Here is a 19,321-nt window from a genome sequence, read left to right as displayed (position 1 = left end):
TCACCGGAAGAAAAGGAACATTCATAATGACACCCTCACGTAAGCCATCGCGCGCGACGGTGATCACTGCGAGTGTCGCGATCGGCGTCTTCAGCGCCGGCGCCGGGCTGGGAACCGTCATCGCCGTCCGCTCCGCCCCCGGTGGGGGAGAGGTGATGCGACTGTCCGCGGGCACGTACCTCCTCGACGACCAGGCCGAGGCATGGTCGCCGAGTGCGTCTTCCGGCAGTGATCAACCGGTCACGCTCTCGGGCGCCGACGCGGGCAGCACCATCGCGGGCGGTGCCGGCAAGGGCGGCTCCAGGGACGCGCGGGTCTGCCTGACCACCACCACCGACGGGCACGCGGTCGGAACCTCGGGGGAAGGCTGCGTCGCCCTCCCGGTCCTGGCCCTGGCCGCCGCTGCCTCGCCTCTCGTACAGCGGCCGGGAAACCCCAAGAGCACGCCGACACCGCCGACACCGCCCAAGACGACGAAACCCTCGCCCCCCAAGACGAACGCCCCGGCCCCCAAGTCCGGCTCGGCACCGGTGCAGCCCGCCCCCAACCCGGGACCGGTACAACCCCCGGCTCCACCGCCGGTGGCGAACCCCCAACCCGCCAGGCTCCCGGCCCCTCCGGCTCCGACTCCGACGGAGAGGATCAGCGGGAACATCTCGCAGAGCGAGAGCGAGAGCGGCAGCGTCATCGAGCGCCCCGCGGAGAAGCAGATCGAGGTGGTCTCGCCCCCCAAGCCGGCTCCCGAGCCCGGTGCGACGAAGTCCTCGGCCCCCTCGCGGCCGTCGCAACAGCCCCCCAGCGGCAACAAGCCGTCGCAACCTCAGCCCACCGGCGGCAACAAGCCCTCCCAGCCGCAACCCACCGGCGGCAACAAGCCCTCCCAGCCGCAACCCACCGGCGGCAACAAGCCCTCCCAGCCGCAACCCACCGGCGGCAACAAGCCCTCCCAGCCGCAACCCACCGGCGGCAACCGGTCGCAGCCTCCGCCCGCCGCCGGCAACAGGACCCCGCAACCCGGGGAGACCACACGGAACGCCCGGCCGACGGGCACCCTGCGGCCGGCGATCCGGTCGGGAACGGGCCAGCCGATCGTGCCCCCGGGCAATGTCAGGCCCCCCACCGCGCCACCCGCGACCAGACCGACGGACGACGCGGGCGCGCCTTCGCCGAGGACACAGCCGTCGGTCCCACCGGGAGCGACGACGCCGAGGGCGGGGACACCGACAGCGCCCGGTGGCAGCCTGAAGCCCGTCCAGCCGCCGCAGCCGTCCGTCGGTCCCGGCGAGAACTCGTCGCAGGGTCCCGACGGGACCGTGCTCATGTCGGCCACGCCGCAACTCCCCGGCGGCCAGAACGGCGTCTCGCTGCCGGTCTTCGAGGACCCTGAGCTCCTGCGGCGAGCCTACGAGGCCCTTGGGCTGGACAGGGGCATGCGCTACACGGACGAGAACGGCGTGTGGGATCTCAACATCGCCCCGCCGGGTACGCCACCATGCCGCAACTACACCACCGAGGAACTCCAGGCGCTGAGCACGTCCCAGGGACCGAGCCCGACCCAGAGCAGCCAGACGATCCCCCGCGACTCGTGCCTGTGGCCCGCGTTCATCCGCTGGCTCTACGCGGAGCCCGCATCCGGCGAGGTCAGCAACTGGACCAAGTTCACCGGACTGCCCCAGCGGAACCTGGAACTTGTGGTGACCGACCCCGCTCCCGTTCCGCTTCCGCAGCCGGTTCCCAGCGAGAACGTTCCCGGTCGGTCCGACCAGGGCCAGGAGATTCCAGGCCACGAGGTTCCAGGCCAGAACGACCCGAGCCAGGAGATCCCCGGCCAGAGTGACCCCGGCCAGTTGAGTCCCGCCCAGCCGGGCGCCCAGAACCCCGGGGACAGCGCCCCCGCGCAGCGGAGGAGCGGTGAGAACACCCAGGACCGGACCGCCCCCTTCCAGCCCGACCAAGGCCGGACCGGCCAGTACCCGGTCGAGCCGGACCCGCTCGAATACGACGGCCAATGAGCACACCCACCGGAACCGGGCGTTTCGCGCCCGGCCCCGGCCAGGGGGCGGCCTGGGTACGCGAGCACGGCGCGCACCTGATGGACTACGCCGCCTCCCACCTCGAATCCGGCCGGGCGCGCGCGGCGGTCGTCGCCGCGCTGACGGCCGGCCGGACCGAGGTCGCCCCCGAGAGCGTCACGGTCCGGGGACGGTTACTGGCCGCACTGCGACGTGACTGCCGCACCTCCACCGGTCACCGGGAGCGGTACGTGCCGGGTTCGGGGCCCGGCATGCCCGATGCCCTGCTGATCGAACGGGTGTGGACGATCGTCGACCCCCTGGGCACGGAGACGCTCAGGTTGATGTACCGCCATGCGCTCGGCATGGAGGATCTCCCCCACGTGCTGGGGATGCCCGCCGACGAGGTCGGCAGGCTCGCCACCCGCACCCAGGATCTGATCGAGACCCTGGTGAGCGGGCTGGACGCACTCGCCAACGGGCGGCGTACCTGTCCGGAGCTCGCCCCGCTGGTGGAGACGGTCTTTCCCGGTGCCTTCCCCGCCGGTAGGGCCGGCGGGGAGGCGGCATCCTCTTCCACCGATCCGGACGACGCCCGGACGGCCCTGATCTCCCACATGATCAGGTGTTCCGCGTGCACGCGGCCGATCAACATCCGCTACACGGTCCCGCAGATGATCTCCCATCCGCCGGTCGCGCCGCTCTCCGCCGAGGAGCGGCAGCGGCTCACGGATTCGCTGCCCCCAGAGGTGGTCCCGCCCACCCGCCCGCACGCACGCCCGGCCCGTGGCGGATCCGCCGTTCTCCCCGCTCCTCCGGCCGGGAGCGGTGTCCCCGCCGCTCCGGCACCACCGGCCGTGGCACTGCCCGCGCCCAGGATCGGCGCGCCTCCCTATCCGCCGGTGGCTTCGAAAGCACCGGCGAAACCGCCGGCCACGACATCGGCGGGCACGACATCGGCGGGCACGACATCGGCGGGCACGACATCGGCGGGCACGGGCTCGGCGAGTACGGGCTCGGCGAGTACGGCGTCGCCGGTCACGCCACCGGAGGGCGAGCCGGCGGTGGGCAGCTCCGATCCCCCCGGCCTCCCCCCGCTGCCCGCCCTGCCACCCCGCAGAACCCGGCCGGTCCGCCCGCCGTCCGCACCGCCCGTACCCGGGCACGACACCCCGCTGTACGACGCCCTGCTCACCCAGGCATGGGCACGTGAGGTCCTCGCCCAGAGCGAGGAGATCACCGGCACCATCCCCAGGCAGGCGCCGCCCGCCCCTCAACCTGTCGCCAGAGCCGAGCCCGTCGTCATCGCGGGGCAGGCGTCCGTCGAGATGCGCAACAACGCCCAGATTCCCGCGCTGCGCTTCCACACCGAACCCGACGACCGCCCCGACGAAGGGCGGATCGAGATGGGGATACGCGTGCTGGAGGCGCTCAGCTGGGCGGGTGCCCGGATCAGGAACACGACGATCAAGATCGTCATCATCGTCGTGGCGGGCGCGGCCGGCACTCTGACCGGGATGAACCTTCTCGGCCCCGCGATCGAGTCCAAGGAGCCGACGAGGTCGCTGCAGGCGTCCACCAGCCAGGCCGGCCAAACCACCCAGGCCACCCAGGCTCCCCCCACCACGGACCCCGTCGCGGACCCCGTCGCGGACCCCACTGCGGACCCCACTGCGGACCCCATCGCGGGCCCCACCGCGGGCGCGCCGGCGCGACGAGACGGGCTCGCCTCTCGCCTGCGGGTCCCACCCGTGGTGACGCTGGACGAGTTCGGCCAGGGAAGCATGGTCCTCACCATCTCGGGAGAGCCGTTGAAGTGGCGGATATCGGCTCCCGGCCTGGCCGTGAGCCCTTCCGGCGGCACGCTGCGTGCAGGGGTCACGCAGGTGATCAACCTGCGGGCCCACAGGATCCGCAACTGGTGCGGCGCTCCCGCCTCCGTCACCGCCCCGCTGACCGTTCACAGCCTCGACGACTCGATCGGTACGACGGTGCGCTGGCGGACCTGCTGACAGTCCCGTATCCCTCCCCGCGATCGCTCTCCGCGAAAGGACCTTGGCAATGACGGATATCTCCCCCCACATCAAGACATCGCCCCCAACTCCGGCCGAACAGTTCCTTGAAACGGTCCCGCTCACCGCGGAACACCTGCTCACCAACCGCCGCCCTGAGCCCGCCGGAGGGTGGCGACGCGTCGTCTGGCAACTCTCCGGCAAGCGCATCATCCCCGCGGAGTCGGCGGCGGAGCTGGAACGGCGCACGCTGATGGCGCAGGCACAGACCCCCGTCGCGAGCGGGCACCACCGGATCGCGGTCATGAGCCTCAAGGGCGGAGTGGGCAAGACCACGACGACCGTCGCCCTCGGCAACACCCTGGCCTCCCTGCGCGGCGACCGGGTGATCGCGATCGACGCCAACCCCGACCGCGGGACCCTCGGACTCAAGGTCAAATCCGAGACGGCCGCGACCATCCGCACCATGCTGGCCGAGGCCCCTCACATCCTGCGCTACGCCGACGCGCGTGCCTTCACCTCGCAGTCACCCGCCCGGCTGGAGGTCCTCGCCTCCGACACCGACCCGGCCGTAAGTGAGGCTTTCAACGCCGAGGACTACCGCACCGTCGCCGGTCTCATCGAGCGCTACTACTCGATCTGCATCACCGACTGCGGGACCGGCCTGCTGCACGGGGCCATGGGCGCGACGCTGGAGCTGGCCGACCAGATCGTGCTGGTCAGCCTGGTCGCGGTGGACGGGGCGAGCTCCGCCGCCGCGACGCTGGACTGGCTGACCGCCCACGGCCACGCCGAACTGGTCAAGAACGCCATCGTCGTGCTGAACGCCGTGGAGTCCAAGTCCGACGTGGACCTGGACCTGCTGGAGCGCCACTTCACCTCCCGCTGCCGCGCGGTGATCCGCATCCCCTACGACCCGCACCTCAAGGAGGGCGCCGAGGTGGACCTGGTCCGCCTGCGGCCCACCACCCGGGGCGCATACCTCCGCCTGGCGGCGGCGGCCGGGCAGACGTTCAATCAGCACCCCGACCGGAGCCACTAGTGCGACCTGTCGCCGACGATCCCGCGCTGAACTGGGATCTGGGTCCTCCGCCGAGCGCCCAGCGGCGGATGCTCATCGTGGTCGTCTCGATCGTGGGGACGATCCTGCTGGCGGCCGGAGCATGGCAGCTCCTGCGATCCGAACCCGAAACCGTGAACGCCTCCGCACCGAAGGCCGTTGGGGACACCGTCCTCCTCGCCCCGCCCTCCGGCTACGAGGGCGCGGCGGGCTACCCCGTCGGGTTTCCGCACACCGAACTGGGCGCGGCCTCGGCCGCCGCCGCCGCGTTGGAGGCGGCGTGGACCCTGGACGCCGAGCAGGCCCAGCAGGCGGCGGTACTGTACGCACCGCCCGAGCAGCACGAGGCGGCGCGGGCCGGTGCCCGCGAGGCCGTCGCCGGATGGCGGGAGATCCTCGGCCTTCCCAAGGACGGAGCACTCCCCGACGGCGCCGCCATGCGGACGCGGACGATCGGCATCCAGTGGCGACCCCGCGGCCAGGATCAGATGCATGTCTCGGTCCTGGTCCAGGTGACCGCGACCAAGGGTGTCGGGGACACCGATCCGACCTATTCCAGCCCGTACGCCATGAGCCTGCTGATGGTCTGGCAGCCCGGCATGCGCGGCGCGAACCAGGGGGACTGGGTCAACGTCCCCGACCCCCTGGCCACCGCCGTGCCACCGGTCGCCCTCCCGGGCACCCCCGAATTCACCGCCGCGGGCTGGAAGCCCATATCCGGCCCAGAGCCCACCCAATAGATCCAGGAAGAACGATCAATGCCCCCACGTAGCTCGTCCCGGCGTGTCACCTTAATCTCCGGCCTTCTGCTGGCCGCGGTATCCGCGACGACAAGCGCGGTCATCGCCCAGCCGTGGGCCGCCGTGGCGGATCCCGGCGTGAGCGCCACCTCTCCGTCGCAGGAGTTCGCCGCCGCTCCCCCCGCCTCCGTACCATCTCCCGAGGAGACCGAACCCGAGACCGAAGCCCCTTCCACCCAGGCGGAGAACCCACCCGCCGAGACGAGGACCCGAAGCACCCCCGAGGAGAGCCCGGAGCCCGCCCCCGAGGAGAGCCCGGAGCCCGCCCCCGAGGCCCAGGAATCCGCACCCGTGTCCCGCAACCGTACGGGCACGAGAAACGCCGCGCCCTCCCCCGTCCCCACCGAGGAGTCCACGGCGCCCCGTCGGGACGCGGAGGCGCGGGAACCCGTACAGCCCAGGAGCAGCGGAACGGCGAGCACGCCCCCGGCCGAGGAACCACCGGCGACCACCACCAGGCGCACCACCACACCACCGGCGACCACCACCAGGCGCACCACCACACCACCGGCGACCACCACCACACCACCGGTGGCCCGGCAGTCCCCCCAGGCGCCTCCCAAGAACGCCCAAGCGCCAAAGGACTCCCAGCCCACCCCGGCTCCGCCCGGCGACACGAAGCCGTCGGCGAGCCCCACGGAGACCCCGGCGCCGTCGCCCAGCACGCCTTCCGGGGGGTCCACGGCACCGCCACCTCCGGCCGCTACACCGGCTCCCTCCGACACGGCCACGACGCCCGCTCCAACTCCGACCCCGACGGCTCCCAACCCCACACCACCCGCCACCACCGTGCCCAAGCCCAAGCCCAAGCCCACCAAGGCGGCGCCTCAGAACCCGACCCAGAAACCGGCACCGCCGAAGGAGACCACGAAGCCCACCGGCCCGCCGAGCAGGCTGCCGCACACGCCACAGCCCGCCCCCGCGCAGACCGGCGCCTACGAGCCCACCCTCCTGACCGAGCGGGTCCAGCCCCCCCGTCCCCCTGTGACGACACCGTTCCCGGCGCCCTCGAACCGGACCGTCGCACCCCTGCCCCCGCTCAAGCGCTCTTCCTCGGATTTCTGCGGGCCTTTGGAGCTCGCCTCGTGCTGGAGCCTCGCGCCCTGGCGGAGCCGTACCTCTGAGTCTCCTGACGTGCTGCTGATCTCGAACCGGAAACCGGCGGCGTCGAGCACGTCGCACTGGGTGTTCGCGCCGCCCGCCCCACCCGCCCAGCCGCTGTCGAAACCGACCGCGTCGTCCGCTCCCAGCCCGACGAGCACCGGCTGCTGGAGCTTCAGTCCCTCCAAACTCTGCGCCAGATTCTGGGAGGAGTAATCATGATCACCAGATCCCACGTGCGGGTGGCCGTACTCAGCATGGTGGCCGCGCTGGCGGTGAGCACCCTCAGCGCTGCCCAGGGAGAGGTGGTCTCGGCGGCGCCCTGCGCCCCCGCCACGACCGGCGAGGCCAGCGCCGCGCAAGCCCTCAACTGGGGCACGCCGTCCTGGTGTGCGGAGTTCGACGACTACCTCAACGAGTCCGACTGGGTGTTCTACGACTCGGCCGGGCACGCGGGTAACGGCCGCCGTTCCCCGCAGCAGCTCTACCTCGGCAACGGGGCGCTCTACCTGTACGGCCGCGAGGACGGGACCACGGCCGGGCTGGCCGCCCGTCACGACCAGGCCTACGGGCGCTGGGAGACCCGCATCCGCCTGTACCCGGGCGCCGGGTCGTACCACCCCGTCGCCCTGCTGTGGCCGAAGGACGGCGGCGGCAACGTGCAGAGCTCCACCGGCGAGGAGGTGGACTTCCTGGAGGTCATCGACGACCCGGACAGGCAGCGTCCGAACTTCTTCCTGCACACCCCCCAGGGGCAGGAGCAGGCCCACGCCAACGTCGACATGACCACCTGGCACACCTACGCCGTGGAGATCACCCCCAGCGCCGTCGTCGGCTACATCGACGGGCAGGAGTGGTTCCGCTCCGGCAACGCCACCCGTAGCTCGATGTCGGTCTGCCTGCAGTTGGACTGGTTCCCCGGCCAGGGAAGCGCGGGAGAGGCGTGGATGGAGGTGGACTGGCTCCGCATCTACCCGTCCGCGGCAGGCGCCGCGGGCTGAACCCACCCCGGTAGGGCAGGAGGGTGCGGGACGTGAGTCCCGCACCCTCCTCGCGTTCCCAGACAGATCTTTCCCAGACAGATCGCCCCCAGACAGATCTTTCCCAGACAGATCGCCCCCGGACAGGTCGTCCCCGGCGCCAATGAACCGGCCTTCTCACCAACGAGGCCGTGCCGGCGGTCACCGGCAACGGGAGCGACTCCTGCAGCGGCCCCGGCAGAGATGGCCCGCATCCGCCATATGTGAGAATCAGGCCATGCACAGGGTCGTCGTGTTCGCCATGGACGGTGTGATCCCCTTCGAGCTGGGCATCCCGCCGCGAATCTTCGGCATTGCCAGGAGCCCCGAAGGCGAGCGGCTCTACGAGGTGCTCACCTGCACCGTCGACGGCGCCCCCGTACGTACCGACGCCGACTTCTCGATCGCGGTGAACCACGGGGCCGAGGCTCTGGCCGGCGCGGACACCGTGGTGATCCCGGCCACCCACGCGCTCGGCCCGATCTCCGCCGAGGGACGGCTCCCCCAGCCCGTGGCCGACGCGATCGCGCGCATCCGGCCTGGCACCCGCCTGGTCTCGATCTGCACCGCCGCCTACGTGCTCGCGGCGGCCGGACTGCTCGACGGCCGCCCCGCGACCACCCACTGGAGCGACGCCGAGCGCTTCCAGAAGCTGTTCCCCCAGGTCAAGGTCAACCCGGAGGTGTTGTTCGTGGACGACGGGGATGTGCTCACCTCCGCCGGAGTGGCCGCGGGGATCGACCTCTGCCTGCACATCGTCCGGCGCGACCACGGCACCGAGGTGGCCAACCGCGTGGCCAGGCGGTGCGTCGTGCCGCCGTGGCGCGACGGCGGCCAGGCCCAGTTCATCGAGCGCCCGCTTCCCGCGCCGACCGCCACGACGACCGCGGCGACCAGGGTCTGGGCGCTGGAACGGCTACACGAGCCGCTCCCCCTCAGCGAGCTGGCCGCCCACGCCCGGATGAGCCGACGCACCTTCACCCGGCGCTTCCGTGACGAGATGGGCCTCAGCCCGGGGCAGTGGCTCACCTCTCAGCGGGTGGAGCTGGCCAGGCTGCTGCTGGAGACCAGTGACCTGCCGGTGGAGGGCGTCGCCCTGCGGGCGGGGTTCGGCACCGCGGCCTCGCTCCGCCAGCACCTGCAGACTGCCGTCGGCGTCTCGCCGATGGCCTACCGCCGTACCTTCCGGCCCGTGGACGCCTGACCGGGTGCGGGGGCCGTCACCGACCGCGTGACCACTCCTTCTGCAGGCGGTCCGCCGCCTTCTCCGGGGTGATCCTGCCATGGGCGACGTCGAGGATCACCTCGCCCTGCGCGCGGTCCAGGAACGCCTGGTCCGGGACGTTCAGGGAACCACCGCCCCGGATGAGTTCCTGGAGCACGGCGTAGCCGTCCTTACCCTCCGGCGTGGCGAAGGCCGACGATTCCACCGTGAAGCCCGCAGCCGCGGGGGCCATCGTCAGGTCTCCGGCCCAGCTGGAGACCCCGTCTCCCACGGTCAGGAATTCGATCAGCGTTGTCGCCTCGACCACGTGCTTGGAATCCTTGGGGACGGCCAGGCCCACCTCGGCCGTGCTGCGGGCGGCCGGCTTGGCGCCCGGCAGGATGGTTGGGAAGGACCCGGCGCCGATCTTCTTGACGGAGATCTTGCCGGTCCCGCGGTAGGACGTGGACAGCATCGGGCTCTGGCCTGAGCCGTCCACCAGGAACAGCGCCTTGCCGGATCGGAAGAGTTCGGCCGGGTGGTCGCCCTTGAGGGTCAGCGTGGACCTTGCCAGCACGCCTCTGTCGAACAGTGACTCGTAAGCGGTCAGGGCCGAGACCGTCTCGGCGCTCTTCCAGGACTTTCCGCCGGCCAGCAGCTCGTCGGAGAGGGTCGGGTGGGTCTGGCCGGCGATGGTGAACAGCAGTTCCTCCTGCCGGCGCGGCTCGCCGGAGAAGACGATCGGCTGGAGGTCGGGGATCTCCTTCCTGACCCGCATGACGATGGATTCGAGGTCGGCGACCGTCTTGGGGAAGGACTCCCCGAGCTCGGACAGGAGAGCCGCGTCGTAGTACATGACCGCGCCGGCATTGGACCCCATCGGGACCGAGTAGAGCCTGCCGTCCTTGGTGGTCTTCTCCGTCTGCTCGACCGCGACCGGGTCGAGTTTCCCGAGCAGTTCGTCGGAGACCGTGTCCTTCCAGTCCGCGACCGGGCGGAGCCGGTCCTTGACCGCGCCGGTCATGGTCGGGATGTGGATGCCGACGATGTCAAGTGCCTCGTCACCGCCGAGTGCCTTGGGCAGCCGCTCGCGGTAGTCGGCCTCGCCAAAGGTGCGAAGCTCGACCTTGATATCGGGATTCGCCTCCTCGAACGCGGCGAGCGCCTGCTTCAGCGCGGCCTCGCGCGGGGAGAAGGTCCAGTACTTCAGGGTGACGGGTCCCGCCGGCTTCTCGGTGACCTCGGAAGCGGGCTGCTCTACCGGTTTCCGGCCCTCGACCGCCCTGTCGACGCCGCAGGCGGTCAGCCCCAGGGCGAGGGCGGTGGTCATGGCGAACGCGCGAGCCGTACCACGCATGCATACCTCCAACAGGATCACGGTGCGGGTGACGGTGTTCAGCCCGGCGAGTCCGATCACGGGATGGATCGTGAAAAAAGATCTTATGTGCTCCGCTACCACGGCTGCGGACGGTCAGACCCGCGGCGAACCTCAACGCTGCCATGAGCTCCGCTGGTCAAACCCCCGGCGAACCTCAACGCTGCCATGAGCTCCGCTGGTCAAACCCCCGGTGACAACCGGACGGGCAGCCCTCAGCCCACGACGATCTCGTGACGGAGGTGCTCGCGGCTGAGGTCGAGGAGCATCCTGACGTGGGCGTCGGCGAGACGGTAATAGATCATCCGGCCGGACCGGCGGCCGGCCACGATGCCCGCCGTCCGCAGCAGCCTCAGGGCGTGCGACACGGCGGTGTCGCTGACCTCGACCGTCTCGGCGAGATCGCAGACGCACAGCTCACCGGCCTCAAGCAGTGCGTACAGCAACTGCGCGCGAGTCTGGTCGCCCAGCAGCCTGAACAGATCGGCGAGCCGGGCGGCCTCGCTCGGGGTGACAAGCCGATCCCGCGTCGCCGCCACCCTGGCCTCGTCAGGCTCCACGGTCGCGCACGTGTCCAGACCGGTGACGACTTCCATGGGCGAACTCCTGAACAGATGCTCAAATGATAATGACTATCGTACCAAGCCACCCGCACGGCAGCGGATCCCGTGAGTCCGGCGGGATGTTCAGCCCCGCTCGGCGCTCAGCGGCTCTGCGGGATGTTCAGCCCCGCTCGGCGCTCAGCGGCTCTGCGGGATGTTCAGCCCCGCTCGGCGCTCAGCGGCCGGGCGATGTCCTCCAGTCCCCTCCCCTCGGCCTTGACCCCGAGGAAGAACTCCACCAGCCCTGCGATGATCATGAGGGTCGCGCCGATGCAGAAGGCCAGCGCCGTGTCACCGGGCCTGCCGCTTTTGACGAGGTTGGCGAAGATCAGCGGTCCGGACACGCCACCGGCGAAGGTACCGATCGCGTAGAAGAACGCGATCGCCATGGCCCGGGTCTCCATCGGAAAGATCTCGCTGACCGTCAGATAGGCCGCGCTCGCCCCGGCGGAGGCGAAGAAGAGCACGACGCACCAGCAGGCGGTGAGCGTGACCGCGGTCAGCACCTCCTGGTCGAACAGCCAGGCCGTGCCGAGCAGGAGCACCCCGGACCCGATGTAGGTGCCGGAGATCATGGGAATGCGGCCTACCGTGTCGAACAACCGCCCGAGCAGGAGCGGGCCGAGGAAGTTGCCGACCGCGATGACCGCGAAGTAGTAGCCGGTGTGGGTGACGATGCCGAAGAAGGTCGACAGGATCTGCGCGTACCCGAAGGTGATGGCGTTGTAGAGGAACGCCTGGCCGATGAAGAGCGCCAGGCCGAGGATCGTGCGCTTGGGGTAGCGGGCGACCATGGTGTGCGCGATCCGGCCGAAGCCGATCGACTTGCGCTGATGGATGGTCATCGACTGCGAGGGCTCGTCGAGCGGGATGCCCTCCTCACGCTCGATCCGCGCCTCCACCTCGTCGACCAGTCTCTCGGCCTCCCGGTCACGGCCGTGGATGAACAGCCAGCGGGGGCTCTCCGGCACGTGCCTGCGGACCAGCAGGATGGCCAGGCCGAGCAGCACCCCCATCCCGAACGCGACGCGCCAGCCGATGTTCAGCGGCAGGTTGTCGAGCAGCGGCACGGTCAACAGCGCGCCTCCGGCGGCGCCGAGCCAGTAGCTGCCGTTGATGATGATGTCGATCCTGCCGCGGTGGCGGCTCGGGATGAGTTCGTCGATGGCCGAGTTGATGGCCGCGTACTCGCCGCCGATGCCGAACCCGGTCAGGAATCGGAACAGGAAGAACCACCAGACGGAGAAGGAGAACGCCGTGGCGGCGGTGGCGCCCAGATAGACGGCCATCGTGATGATGAACATCTTCTTCCGGCCGAACCTGTCGGTGAGCCAGCCGAAGAACAGCGCCCCGAGGCACGCCCCCGCCACGTAGATGGCCGCGGCCTGCCCTACGACCTGGGCCTGGGTGATCGCCAGGCCGCTGCCCTCCCTGGCCAGCTGAGCGGAGAGGTTTCCGATGATCGTCACTTCGAGACCGTCGAGGATCCAGACGGTGCCGAGGCCGACGACGATCATCCAGTGCCATCGCGACCATGGCAGCCGGTCCAACCTCGCGGGGACCTTCGTCGTCACGGTTCCCGTCTGAACATCGCTCACGACAGGAGCGGTTACCCCCGCACGACCGGCTTATGTCGGTGTGAGAGGCGCCGTCTCACCGACCTCCACCTGCACGATCAGGACAAATCATCGTCTTTTCGATACATTGCGCGAGCATGGGGACATAGGGAGACTTAATCCTGTTTAGGGAGACCAATGAAAGCCCGGATCACGGGCGTCGCGACGTATCTGCCGGAACAGACCGTGTCCAGCGCGGATGTGGAGCGGCGGATCGAGGGCTACGTGCCCTACGGAGGCGTCGTCGAGCGGCTGACGGGAATCCGACGGCGCCATGTGGCCCGCGATGACCAGCAGGCGTCGGATCTGGCCGCCGAGGCGGCACGTGGCCTCGACCACACAGACGTCGACCTGCTCGTCTTCGCGTCGGCCTCGCAGGACATGGTCGAGCCCGCCACCGCGCACATCGTGGCGGCCAAGCTGGGGCTCTCCTGCCCGGTGTTCGACGTCAAGAACGCCTGCAACAGCATGCTCAACGGGATCCAGATCGCCGAGGCACTGATCCTGTCCGGCGCGCACCGCAAGGTGCTGGTCTGCTCAGGCGAGGTCCCCTCACGGGCGATCCGCTGGCAGGTCAGGGACCGCGCGCAGTTCGTCGACTCCTTCGCGGGCTACACGCTGTCGGACACCGGAGCCGCGATCACGGTCGCCGCCGATGTGGAACGCGGCATTTTCTACCGCGACTTCGCGGCCGACTCCACGGCCTGGGCGATCGGCACCCTGCCGGGAGGCGGTTCGGCACATCCTCGCGACCCTGAATACTCCTACTTCCGCGGCGACGGGCGCAGATTGAAGGAGGCGTTCGAGATGATCGGCCCGGACATCTTCCTCAACGCGCTCAAGCGCACCGGCCTGACCTGGGACGACTTCGCCATCGTAGCGGTCCACCAGGTGGCGCTGCCCTACCTGCGCTTCCTCGCCCAGGTGCTCGACATCCCGGAGGACAGGCTCGTGGTCAGCCTGCCCGAGCACGGCAACTGCGCCTCGACCACGCTGCCGCTCCAGCTCGCGCTGGGCGGCTGGCGGCCCGGCGACCGGGTGGCGCTGCTCGGGCTGGGCGGCGGGATCAGCACCGGTGTGATCCTGGCGGAGATGTGACGGACCTCTGGGTGATCGTCCCCGCCTACAACGAGGCACCCGGCATCGAGGCGACGCTGAGGGCGCTGGCCGAGCAGGACGACCGGGACTTCACGCTGCTCGTGGTGGACAACGCGAGCACCGACGACACCGCCGAGATCGTCCGGCGCCACGGCGTCCAGGTGATCGTCGAGACCCGGAAGGGCACGGGCGCCGCCTCGGACACCGGCATGCGCCACGCCATCGCGCACGGGGCGACCCACCTCGCCAGGACCGATGCCGACTGCCTGCCCCGCCCCGACTGGGTGCGCAACATCCGGCGGGCCTTCGACGACGGGCTGGAGATGGTCGGCGGCCGGTTACGGCCCCGGACCGACGAGTTCCGGCTGAAGTTCTGGGAGCGGCACCTCATCCCGTTCGTGGTGGGGGTGGCGGCCACCTTCGGGCGCTTTCGGCCCGGCAACAGGGATCCGCGCTACCTGGGGCCGTACGTGATGATGCCCGGCGCCACACTGGCCATCACCGCGGACCTCTACGACCGCGCGGGCGGCTTCCCCAGGACCGCGATCGAGGAGGTCCACGAGGACCGCGCCCTGGTCAACCGGGTGCGCACGCTCACCACCGCGTACGGCTCGCGCCGCGACGTGGTGGTCTTCGGCTCCGTGCGCAGGCTCAGGGCATACGGCCTCGCGGGCACCCTCGCCTGGTACGCCGACCACCACTACCGCCCAGAAGTGATCGACGTCCGGTGAACCACGAGACGCGGCTCCACCTGGCCGCGCATCCCTTCGCCTACCCGCTCCTGCGGTCGCTGGCCAGACTCGGGCCCGTGGTACGCGTCCCCGGACTGGGCGTCGTGGTCAACGACGCCACCGTCGCGCGAGCCGTGCTGATGGACGAGCGGTTCCGCAAGGACGGTCCCGGATCGCCCGGCGACCTGTGGACGCCCGTGCTCGGCCCCTCCGTGCTGCTCAACATGGAGGGAGCGGGACACCTCGCGCTGCGCAGGAAGCTGATGCCGCTGTTCACCCCCGGGTACGTCTCGGCACTGGTGGACAACGTGCTCCACGGGCCGCTCGCCGACCTCTCGGCACGTCTGGAACGCGGCGAGACGGTGGACCTGGTGGACGTCATGCGGCTGATGGCCGGAGCGGTGATCTGCCGGGTGATCGGGCTGGGCGAGGTCTCCGAGGCTCGTGCCAGGGAACTGTTCGCGGACGGGGAGCAGGTCGTCTCGATGGTCTCGCTCCGCTCGCGGCGGCTGTCGGACCGGCAGGTAGCGGTTGCCCGGCAGGTGCTGGACCGGATCGGGGACATCGCGCAGGCCGCCTACGAGGCCGCCGACGAGTCCACGCTGATGGGCCGGATGCGGGCGCAGGGGCTCTCGCCCGCCGAGGCCAGGGGGGCGGCCGGGGCGTTCTTCCTGACCGGTACCGAGACGGTCGCCACGTTCGTCCCCCGGCTCTTCGCCCTCCTGCACGACCACCGGACCCCGGTGGACGATCTGGACCGGGTCATCGAGGAGGCCATGCGGGTCACCACGCCGACCCCGCTGATGCTCCGCTCGGTGTCCACCGCCGCGCGCGTCGGCAAGGCCACGGTGCGCCCCGGCGACAGGATACTGATCGTCACCCACAACTGCGCCAGGGCGTACGGCCCCTTCGACCCCTCCCGCCCACATCCGCCCGAGTTGCGCAGGCTCTGGTTCGGCGCGGGCCCGCACTTCTGCATCGGCTACCCGCTGGCCCTGGCCCAGATCCGGGCGGTGGCCTCCGTCCTGCTCTCCCACCGGGTGCGCGTCCTACGACGGCGCGCGGCCAGAGGGGTCCTCATTCCCACCTACGAGCACCTGTGGATCAGTGCCACGTGAACGACATCATCAGCGGGATCATGACGGCCGCCGGGCGTGAGCCGGGACGGACCGCCATCGTCGACGGCCGGGGCCGCGAGATCACCTACGGCGAACTGGGCCGTCGGGTATCGGTGGTCCGCGACGCGATGGGCGGGCCGCCGCAGGGGAAAGGGATGCGGCCCGGGGACGGGGTGCTGTTCGCGGTGCGGCCCGGGGTGGACGCGGTGACGCTGGCGCTGGGGGCGGTCGCGGCGGGCGGGACGCTCGTCCTCGCGGACCCCGGACTGGCACCCGACGTGCTCGCGGCCCGGATGGCCGCGACCCGGCCCGCGTGGGTGGTCAGCGAGTCCCCGCTCTACATGCTGAGCGGTCCGCTCAGGAGCCTGGCCCGCCGCCGCGGCCTGCTCCTGCCGAACCTCGCCGACCCGCTTCCCGGCCGGCCCGTCCGCCACCTGTACACCGGCCCGTGGCTGCCGGGGGTTCCCCGAGGGGCACTGCGGCTGTCCCGGATCCTCCGATCGCCGCTCACCCCCACCGGGCAGTGGGCGCACGAATCCGACCCGGACCAACCGGCGGCGGTGATCTTCACCTCGGGGACCACGGCGCGCCCGCGAGGGGTGGTGCACACCCGAAGATCGCTCGCGACCGGGCTGGAGATGTTCAGGAGCGTTTTCCCACTGGGTTCCGGCGACATCGTGCACACCGACCAGCTGATGCTCGGCCTCCCCGCCCTGCTGGCCGGGGCGACCTGGTCACTGCCCGGAGGTGGGGACCTCGCCGCCGAACTGGCCGCCAGGCGGGCCACTCACACCTTCGCCGTGCCGGTGCACCTGGACAGGCTGCTGCGCGAGACCCCCAGACTTCCCGGAACCCTCCGCTACCTCCTGCTCGGCGCCGCCCCTGCCCCGCCCGGCGTGCTCCGGCGCGCGATCGAGGCCGGCCCCGAGGTGCTGTCCGTCTACGCGATGACCGAGGCGCTCCCCATCGCCATCGCGTCGGCGCGGCAGAAGCTGGCCCAGGCCGAGGGGGACCTGCTCGGGGCACCCCTGCCCGGCGTCGGCGTCCGGATCGCCGAGGACGGTGAACTGTTCGTCTCGGGGCCCCACCTCGCGCAGCGCTACCTCGGCGAGGAACCGTTGCGCGAGATCGCCACCGGCGACCTGGTCCGGCTCGATGCCGGTCGGCTGGTACTGCTCGGCCGCAAGAAGGACATGATCCTCCGCGACGGGGTCAACATCTATCCGGGCCTGTACGAGTCCGGCATCGCGGCGCTGCCCGGGGTGGCCGAGGCCGCGATCGTCGGACTCGCCGACCCCGATACCGGGGACGAGGAGGTCGTGCTGGCCGTCGTCCCCACCGACGGCTACAACGAGAGCCTGCTGCGCGGGGCACTACCCGGGATAGTGGACTCGGCGGCACTGCCCGACCGGATCGAGTCGCTCGACGCCTTCCCACGTTCCGGCCGGGCCGACAAGCTCGATCGGGCCGCCCTGCGGGATCTGGTCGCCCGGTGTGACGTCGCCCGCCGTGACTGAGCATCGAAACCGCCCGCATCGGGCCGGCACCGCCTCCAGGCCGGGCGGCAGGACGTTGCGGGTCGCGGTGACGGGGGCCTCGGGGTTCGTGGGAGGCGCGGTCTGCCGGGCGGCCGTGGCGGAGGGCTGGACGGTGTTCGCCTTCGGCAGGCGGCCCGGAGTGGACGGTGGGCACGTCGGCCACGCGCCGTACACGCCGTGGGATCTCCTCGGCGAGCGGCCGGAGCCGCGGGAGGTGGACGCGGTGATCCACTGTGCCGGGAGCGTCACGGACTGGGGGCCGGCGCGCGACATCTGGGCGGCCAATGTCGACGGCACCCGCAACGCGTCCGCGGCCTTCCCAGGCGCCAGGTTCGTGCACGTCAGCACGGCGAGCGTCTACGACCCGTTCCTGCCGACCGTGATGGCCACCGAGGACGCCGCCCCGGTCAGACGGTACGCAGGCGCCTACGGCGCCTCGAAGGCCGCCGCGGAGAGATGTCTGGAGCGGGCGGTCATCCTGCGGCCGCACGCGGTCTACGGCAGGGGGGACACCACGCTGCTTCCCCGAGTCCTCGGCGCGGTCAGGCGCGGCAGGCTTCTCGCGGTGGGCGACGGACGCCAGCGAATCAGCCTGACCTCGGTGGACAACCTGGTCCTGGCCTGCCTGCTCGCCGCCTCGGGGCCTGTCGACCACGGCGTCTTCAACGTGACCGACGCCGAACCCGTCGTGCTCGACGACGCCCTGCGCACGATCCTCTCAGAGCGCGGCATCGACGCCGAACCGTACTATCTGCCGCTGAAGCTGGTCGACCCCGTCGCGGCCGCCGCCGAGGCCGCCTTCCGGCTGCTCCGGCGCCCGCACCCGCCCCGGTTGACGCGCTACGCCGCAGGCCACCTGGCCGTCGAGCGGACCCTCGACATCACCGCGGCGCGCACCCACCTCGGCTACCGGCCGTCGGTGACATCGTTCGTCGGCTCCTCCGGCTGGTGAGAGCGGAATTCGAAGACCGCGGCGACACTCCGGTAACGGACGAGCCCGTTCCTGATGACGAAGACCATCCCCGCCAAGAGCAGGCCCAGGGCGAAGAGCACGCGCAGACCGTTCCTCAGGGAGGCGGTCAGCGCGTCGAATATCGCGAGCGTGGCGGGCGTCGACAGGCCGCCGGTGGTGGAGTTCGGCAGATAGACGTTACGGAGGGCGAACACGGCGATCGCCAGCGTGAACATGCCCGCCGCCACGCCGATACCGGTGCCGATCAGCGCGGCGCATCGGTCGCGGGCCAGGAAGACCCCGGCGGCGATCAGGGCCGGTGACATACCCGCCAGGACCCATCTCAGTGAGACGAGCCTCTCGTGGATGTGGTCGATTCCGACCACGGCGGAGGCGGGGAGCACCAAAACGGCGGGACGTGTGCTGGGCAGGCGGGAGGCCGCTTCCATACCGTTGCTCCACAGCTTCCACCTGACCAGCTCGTACATCGGGGCGAGGTCGTAGCCGACACCTCCGCCCGGCATGCCGGAATCCGCGCTCTCCCCGCCGACCAGGACCATGACGAACCGGCGGTGCGCCACCCGGTTGATCTCCACCCAGGCCGCGACGAAGTCACCGTCGACCCGATCCCCCACCACATTGTGGACAAACCCCTCCTCCGCCGTGACCCCCAGCCCTCGCAACCTCAAGGTGATCTCGTCGGCGACACGACCGGTGACGGCATCCCGTACGTGCGGATGACGGGCCAGCGGCGCCATGTTCCGGATGTAGCCACCGGAGTCGGCCACCTCGTTCGCCGCCCAGAACGCGACGAGGGCAAGGGGCGCGAGAAGGCAGCCGAGCGTGATCAAAATCGAGCTGATCATTTTACGCACGGGACCTCCTAACCGCTTTACCTGGAAATCCCCGCGTTTGCCAGCCAAAATCGATTACGTGTCCTTTTTGACGATAACTTGGAGGTCAGCGTCATCCCAATGGCGTGATCTGGTTTACAAACCTTGACCGACCGCCCTCAGCGCGTCGAACAACCACATAGCCCATTCAACTGGAAACCGTTACTAACCTGCGACGTATTGGGGTGAC

16 protein-coding genes are annotated in these 19,321 nt (G+C 70.8%); 12 read left to right on the top strand and 4 right to left on the bottom strand.

Going from position 1 to position 19,321, the window contains the following annotated elements:
- Positions 1 to 59: 59 nt before the first annotated feature.
- The 7 genes from OIE13_RS31285 to OIE13_RS31255 all read left to right on the top strand — a co-directional run bounded on the left by OIE13_RS31285 (position 60) and on the right by OIE13_RS31255 (position 9,208).
- Complete coding sequence (locus tag OIE13_RS31285) at positions 60 to 2,012, top strand: hypothetical protein (protein ID WP_326829098.1); 1,953 nt, start codon at positions 60 to 62, stop codon at positions 2,010 to 2,012.
- Positions 2,009 to 4,024 carry a hypothetical protein gene (locus OIE13_RS31280; RefSeq protein WP_326829097.1) on the top strand — a complete coding sequence of 672 codons (2,016 nt, stop codon included), beginning with the start codon at positions 2,009 to 2,011 and terminating at the stop codon, positions 4,022 to 4,024. Before OIE13_RS31285 ends, OIE13_RS31280 begins: the two co-directional genes overlap by 4 nt.
- Before the next feature lie 49 nt (positions 4,025 to 4,073).
- A complete protein-coding gene (locus OIE13_RS31275; protein WP_326646134.1) occupies positions 4,074 to 5,066 on the top strand; it encodes a MinD/ParA family ATP-binding protein in 993 nt (330 codons plus the stop codon).
- Complete coding sequence (locus tag OIE13_RS31270) at positions 5,066 to 5,824, top strand: hypothetical protein (RefSeq protein ID WP_326646135.1); 759 nt, start codon at positions 5,066 to 5,068, stop codon at positions 5,822 to 5,824. The genes OIE13_RS31275 and OIE13_RS31270 overlap by 1 nt, the downstream gene beginning before the upstream one ends.
- Positions 5,825 to 5,962: 138 nt before the next feature.
- The gene (locus OIE13_RS31265) at positions 5,963 to 7,201 is read left to right on the top strand and encodes a hypothetical protein (protein ID WP_326646136.1); all 1,239 of its coding nucleotides are present in this window, start codon (positions 5,963 to 5,965) and stop codon (positions 7,199 to 7,201) included.
- Between the two features lie 2 nt (positions 7,202 to 7,203).
- Entirely contained in the window at positions 7,204 to 7,986 is a 783-nt protein-coding gene (locus tag OIE13_RS31260; protein ID WP_326646137.1) for a glycoside hydrolase family 16 protein, read from the top strand.
- A 256-nt stretch (positions 7,987 to 8,242) separates the two neighbouring features.
- Positions 8,243 to 9,208 carry a GlxA family transcriptional regulator gene (locus OIE13_RS31255; protein ID WP_326646138.1) on the top strand — a complete coding sequence of 322 codons (966 nt, stop codon included), beginning with the start codon at positions 8,243 to 8,245 and terminating at the stop codon, positions 9,206 to 9,208.
- Between the two features lie 16 nt (positions 9,209 to 9,224).
- On the opposite strand, the gene OIE13_RS31250 is transcribed toward OIE13_RS31255, so the two are convergent.
- The 3 genes from OIE13_RS31250 to OIE13_RS31240 form a co-directional block, all read right to left on the bottom strand.
- A complete protein-coding gene (locus OIE13_RS31250) occupies positions 9,225 to 10,625 on the bottom strand; it encodes an ABC transporter substrate-binding protein (protein WP_326829096.1) in 1,401 nt (466 codons plus the stop codon).
- Between the two features lie 173 nt (positions 10,626 to 10,798).
- The gene (locus OIE13_RS31245) at positions 10,799 to 11,179 is read right to left on the bottom strand and encodes an ArsR/SmtB family transcription factor (protein WP_326646140.1); all 381 of its coding nucleotides are present in this window, start codon (positions 11,177 to 11,179) and stop codon (positions 10,799 to 10,801) included.
- 164 nt (positions 11,180 to 11,343) lie between these two features.
- The gene (locus OIE13_RS31240) at positions 11,344 to 12,783 is read right to left on the bottom strand and encodes an MFS transporter (RefSeq protein WP_326646141.1); all 1,440 of its coding nucleotides are present in this window, start codon (positions 12,781 to 12,783) and stop codon (positions 11,344 to 11,346) included.
- Positions 12,784 to 12,939: 156 nt separating this feature from the next.
- Here OIE13_RS31240 and OIE13_RS31235 point away from each other — a divergent pair, with 156 nt between their 5' ends.
- From OIE13_RS31235 to OIE13_RS31215, 5 genes are read left to right on the top strand one after another with little or no spacing between them, the layout of a single operon-like run.
- Positions 12,940 to 13,899: a 3-oxoacyl-ACP synthase III family protein gene (locus OIE13_RS31235; protein ID WP_326646142.1), complete on the top strand. Its 960-nt coding sequence runs from the start codon at positions 12,940 to 12,942 to the stop codon at positions 13,897 to 13,899.
- Positions 13,896 to 14,630: a glycosyltransferase gene (locus OIE13_RS31230; RefSeq protein WP_326646143.1), complete on the top strand. Its 735-nt coding sequence runs from the start codon at positions 13,896 to 13,898 to the stop codon at positions 14,628 to 14,630. Before OIE13_RS31235 ends, OIE13_RS31230 begins: the two co-directional genes overlap by 4 nt.
- The gene (locus tag OIE13_RS31225) at positions 14,627 to 15,748 is read left to right on the top strand and encodes a cytochrome P450 (protein WP_326829095.1); all 1,122 of its coding nucleotides are present in this window, start codon (positions 14,627 to 14,629) and stop codon (positions 15,746 to 15,748) included. The genes OIE13_RS31230 and OIE13_RS31225 overlap by 4 nt, the downstream gene beginning before the upstream one ends.
- Positions 15,745 to 17,265 carry a class I adenylate-forming enzyme family protein gene (locus OIE13_RS31220; protein WP_326646145.1) on the top strand — a complete coding sequence of 507 codons (1,521 nt, stop codon included), beginning with the start codon at positions 15,745 to 15,747 and terminating at the stop codon, positions 17,263 to 17,265. Before OIE13_RS31225 ends, OIE13_RS31220 begins: the two co-directional genes overlap by 4 nt.
- Positions 17,258 to 18,238 carry an NAD-dependent epimerase/dehydratase family protein gene (locus tag OIE13_RS31215; RefSeq protein WP_326646146.1) on the top strand — a complete coding sequence of 327 codons (981 nt, stop codon included), beginning with the start codon at positions 17,258 to 17,260 and terminating at the stop codon, positions 18,236 to 18,238. Before OIE13_RS31220 ends, OIE13_RS31215 begins: the two co-directional genes overlap by 8 nt.
- On the opposite strand, the gene OIE13_RS31210 is transcribed toward OIE13_RS31215, so the two are convergent.
- Positions 18,193 to 19,104, bottom strand: a complete 912-nt coding sequence (locus tag OIE13_RS31210) for a hypothetical protein (protein WP_326829094.1) — start codon at positions 19,102 to 19,104, stop codon at positions 18,193 to 18,195. The genes OIE13_RS31215 and OIE13_RS31210 overlap by 46 nt on opposite strands.
- Between the last annotated feature and the right edge of the window lie 217 nt (positions 19,105 to 19,321).

It is taken from the genome of Streptosporangium sp. NBC_01810, from assembly GCF_035917355.1.
Taxonomy (GTDB): Bacteria; Actinomycetota; Actinomycetes; order Streptosporangiales; family Streptosporangiaceae; genus Streptosporangium.
Note: the sequence above shows the minus strand (reverse complement) of the source record. Positions and strands in the feature narration are given on the sequence as shown.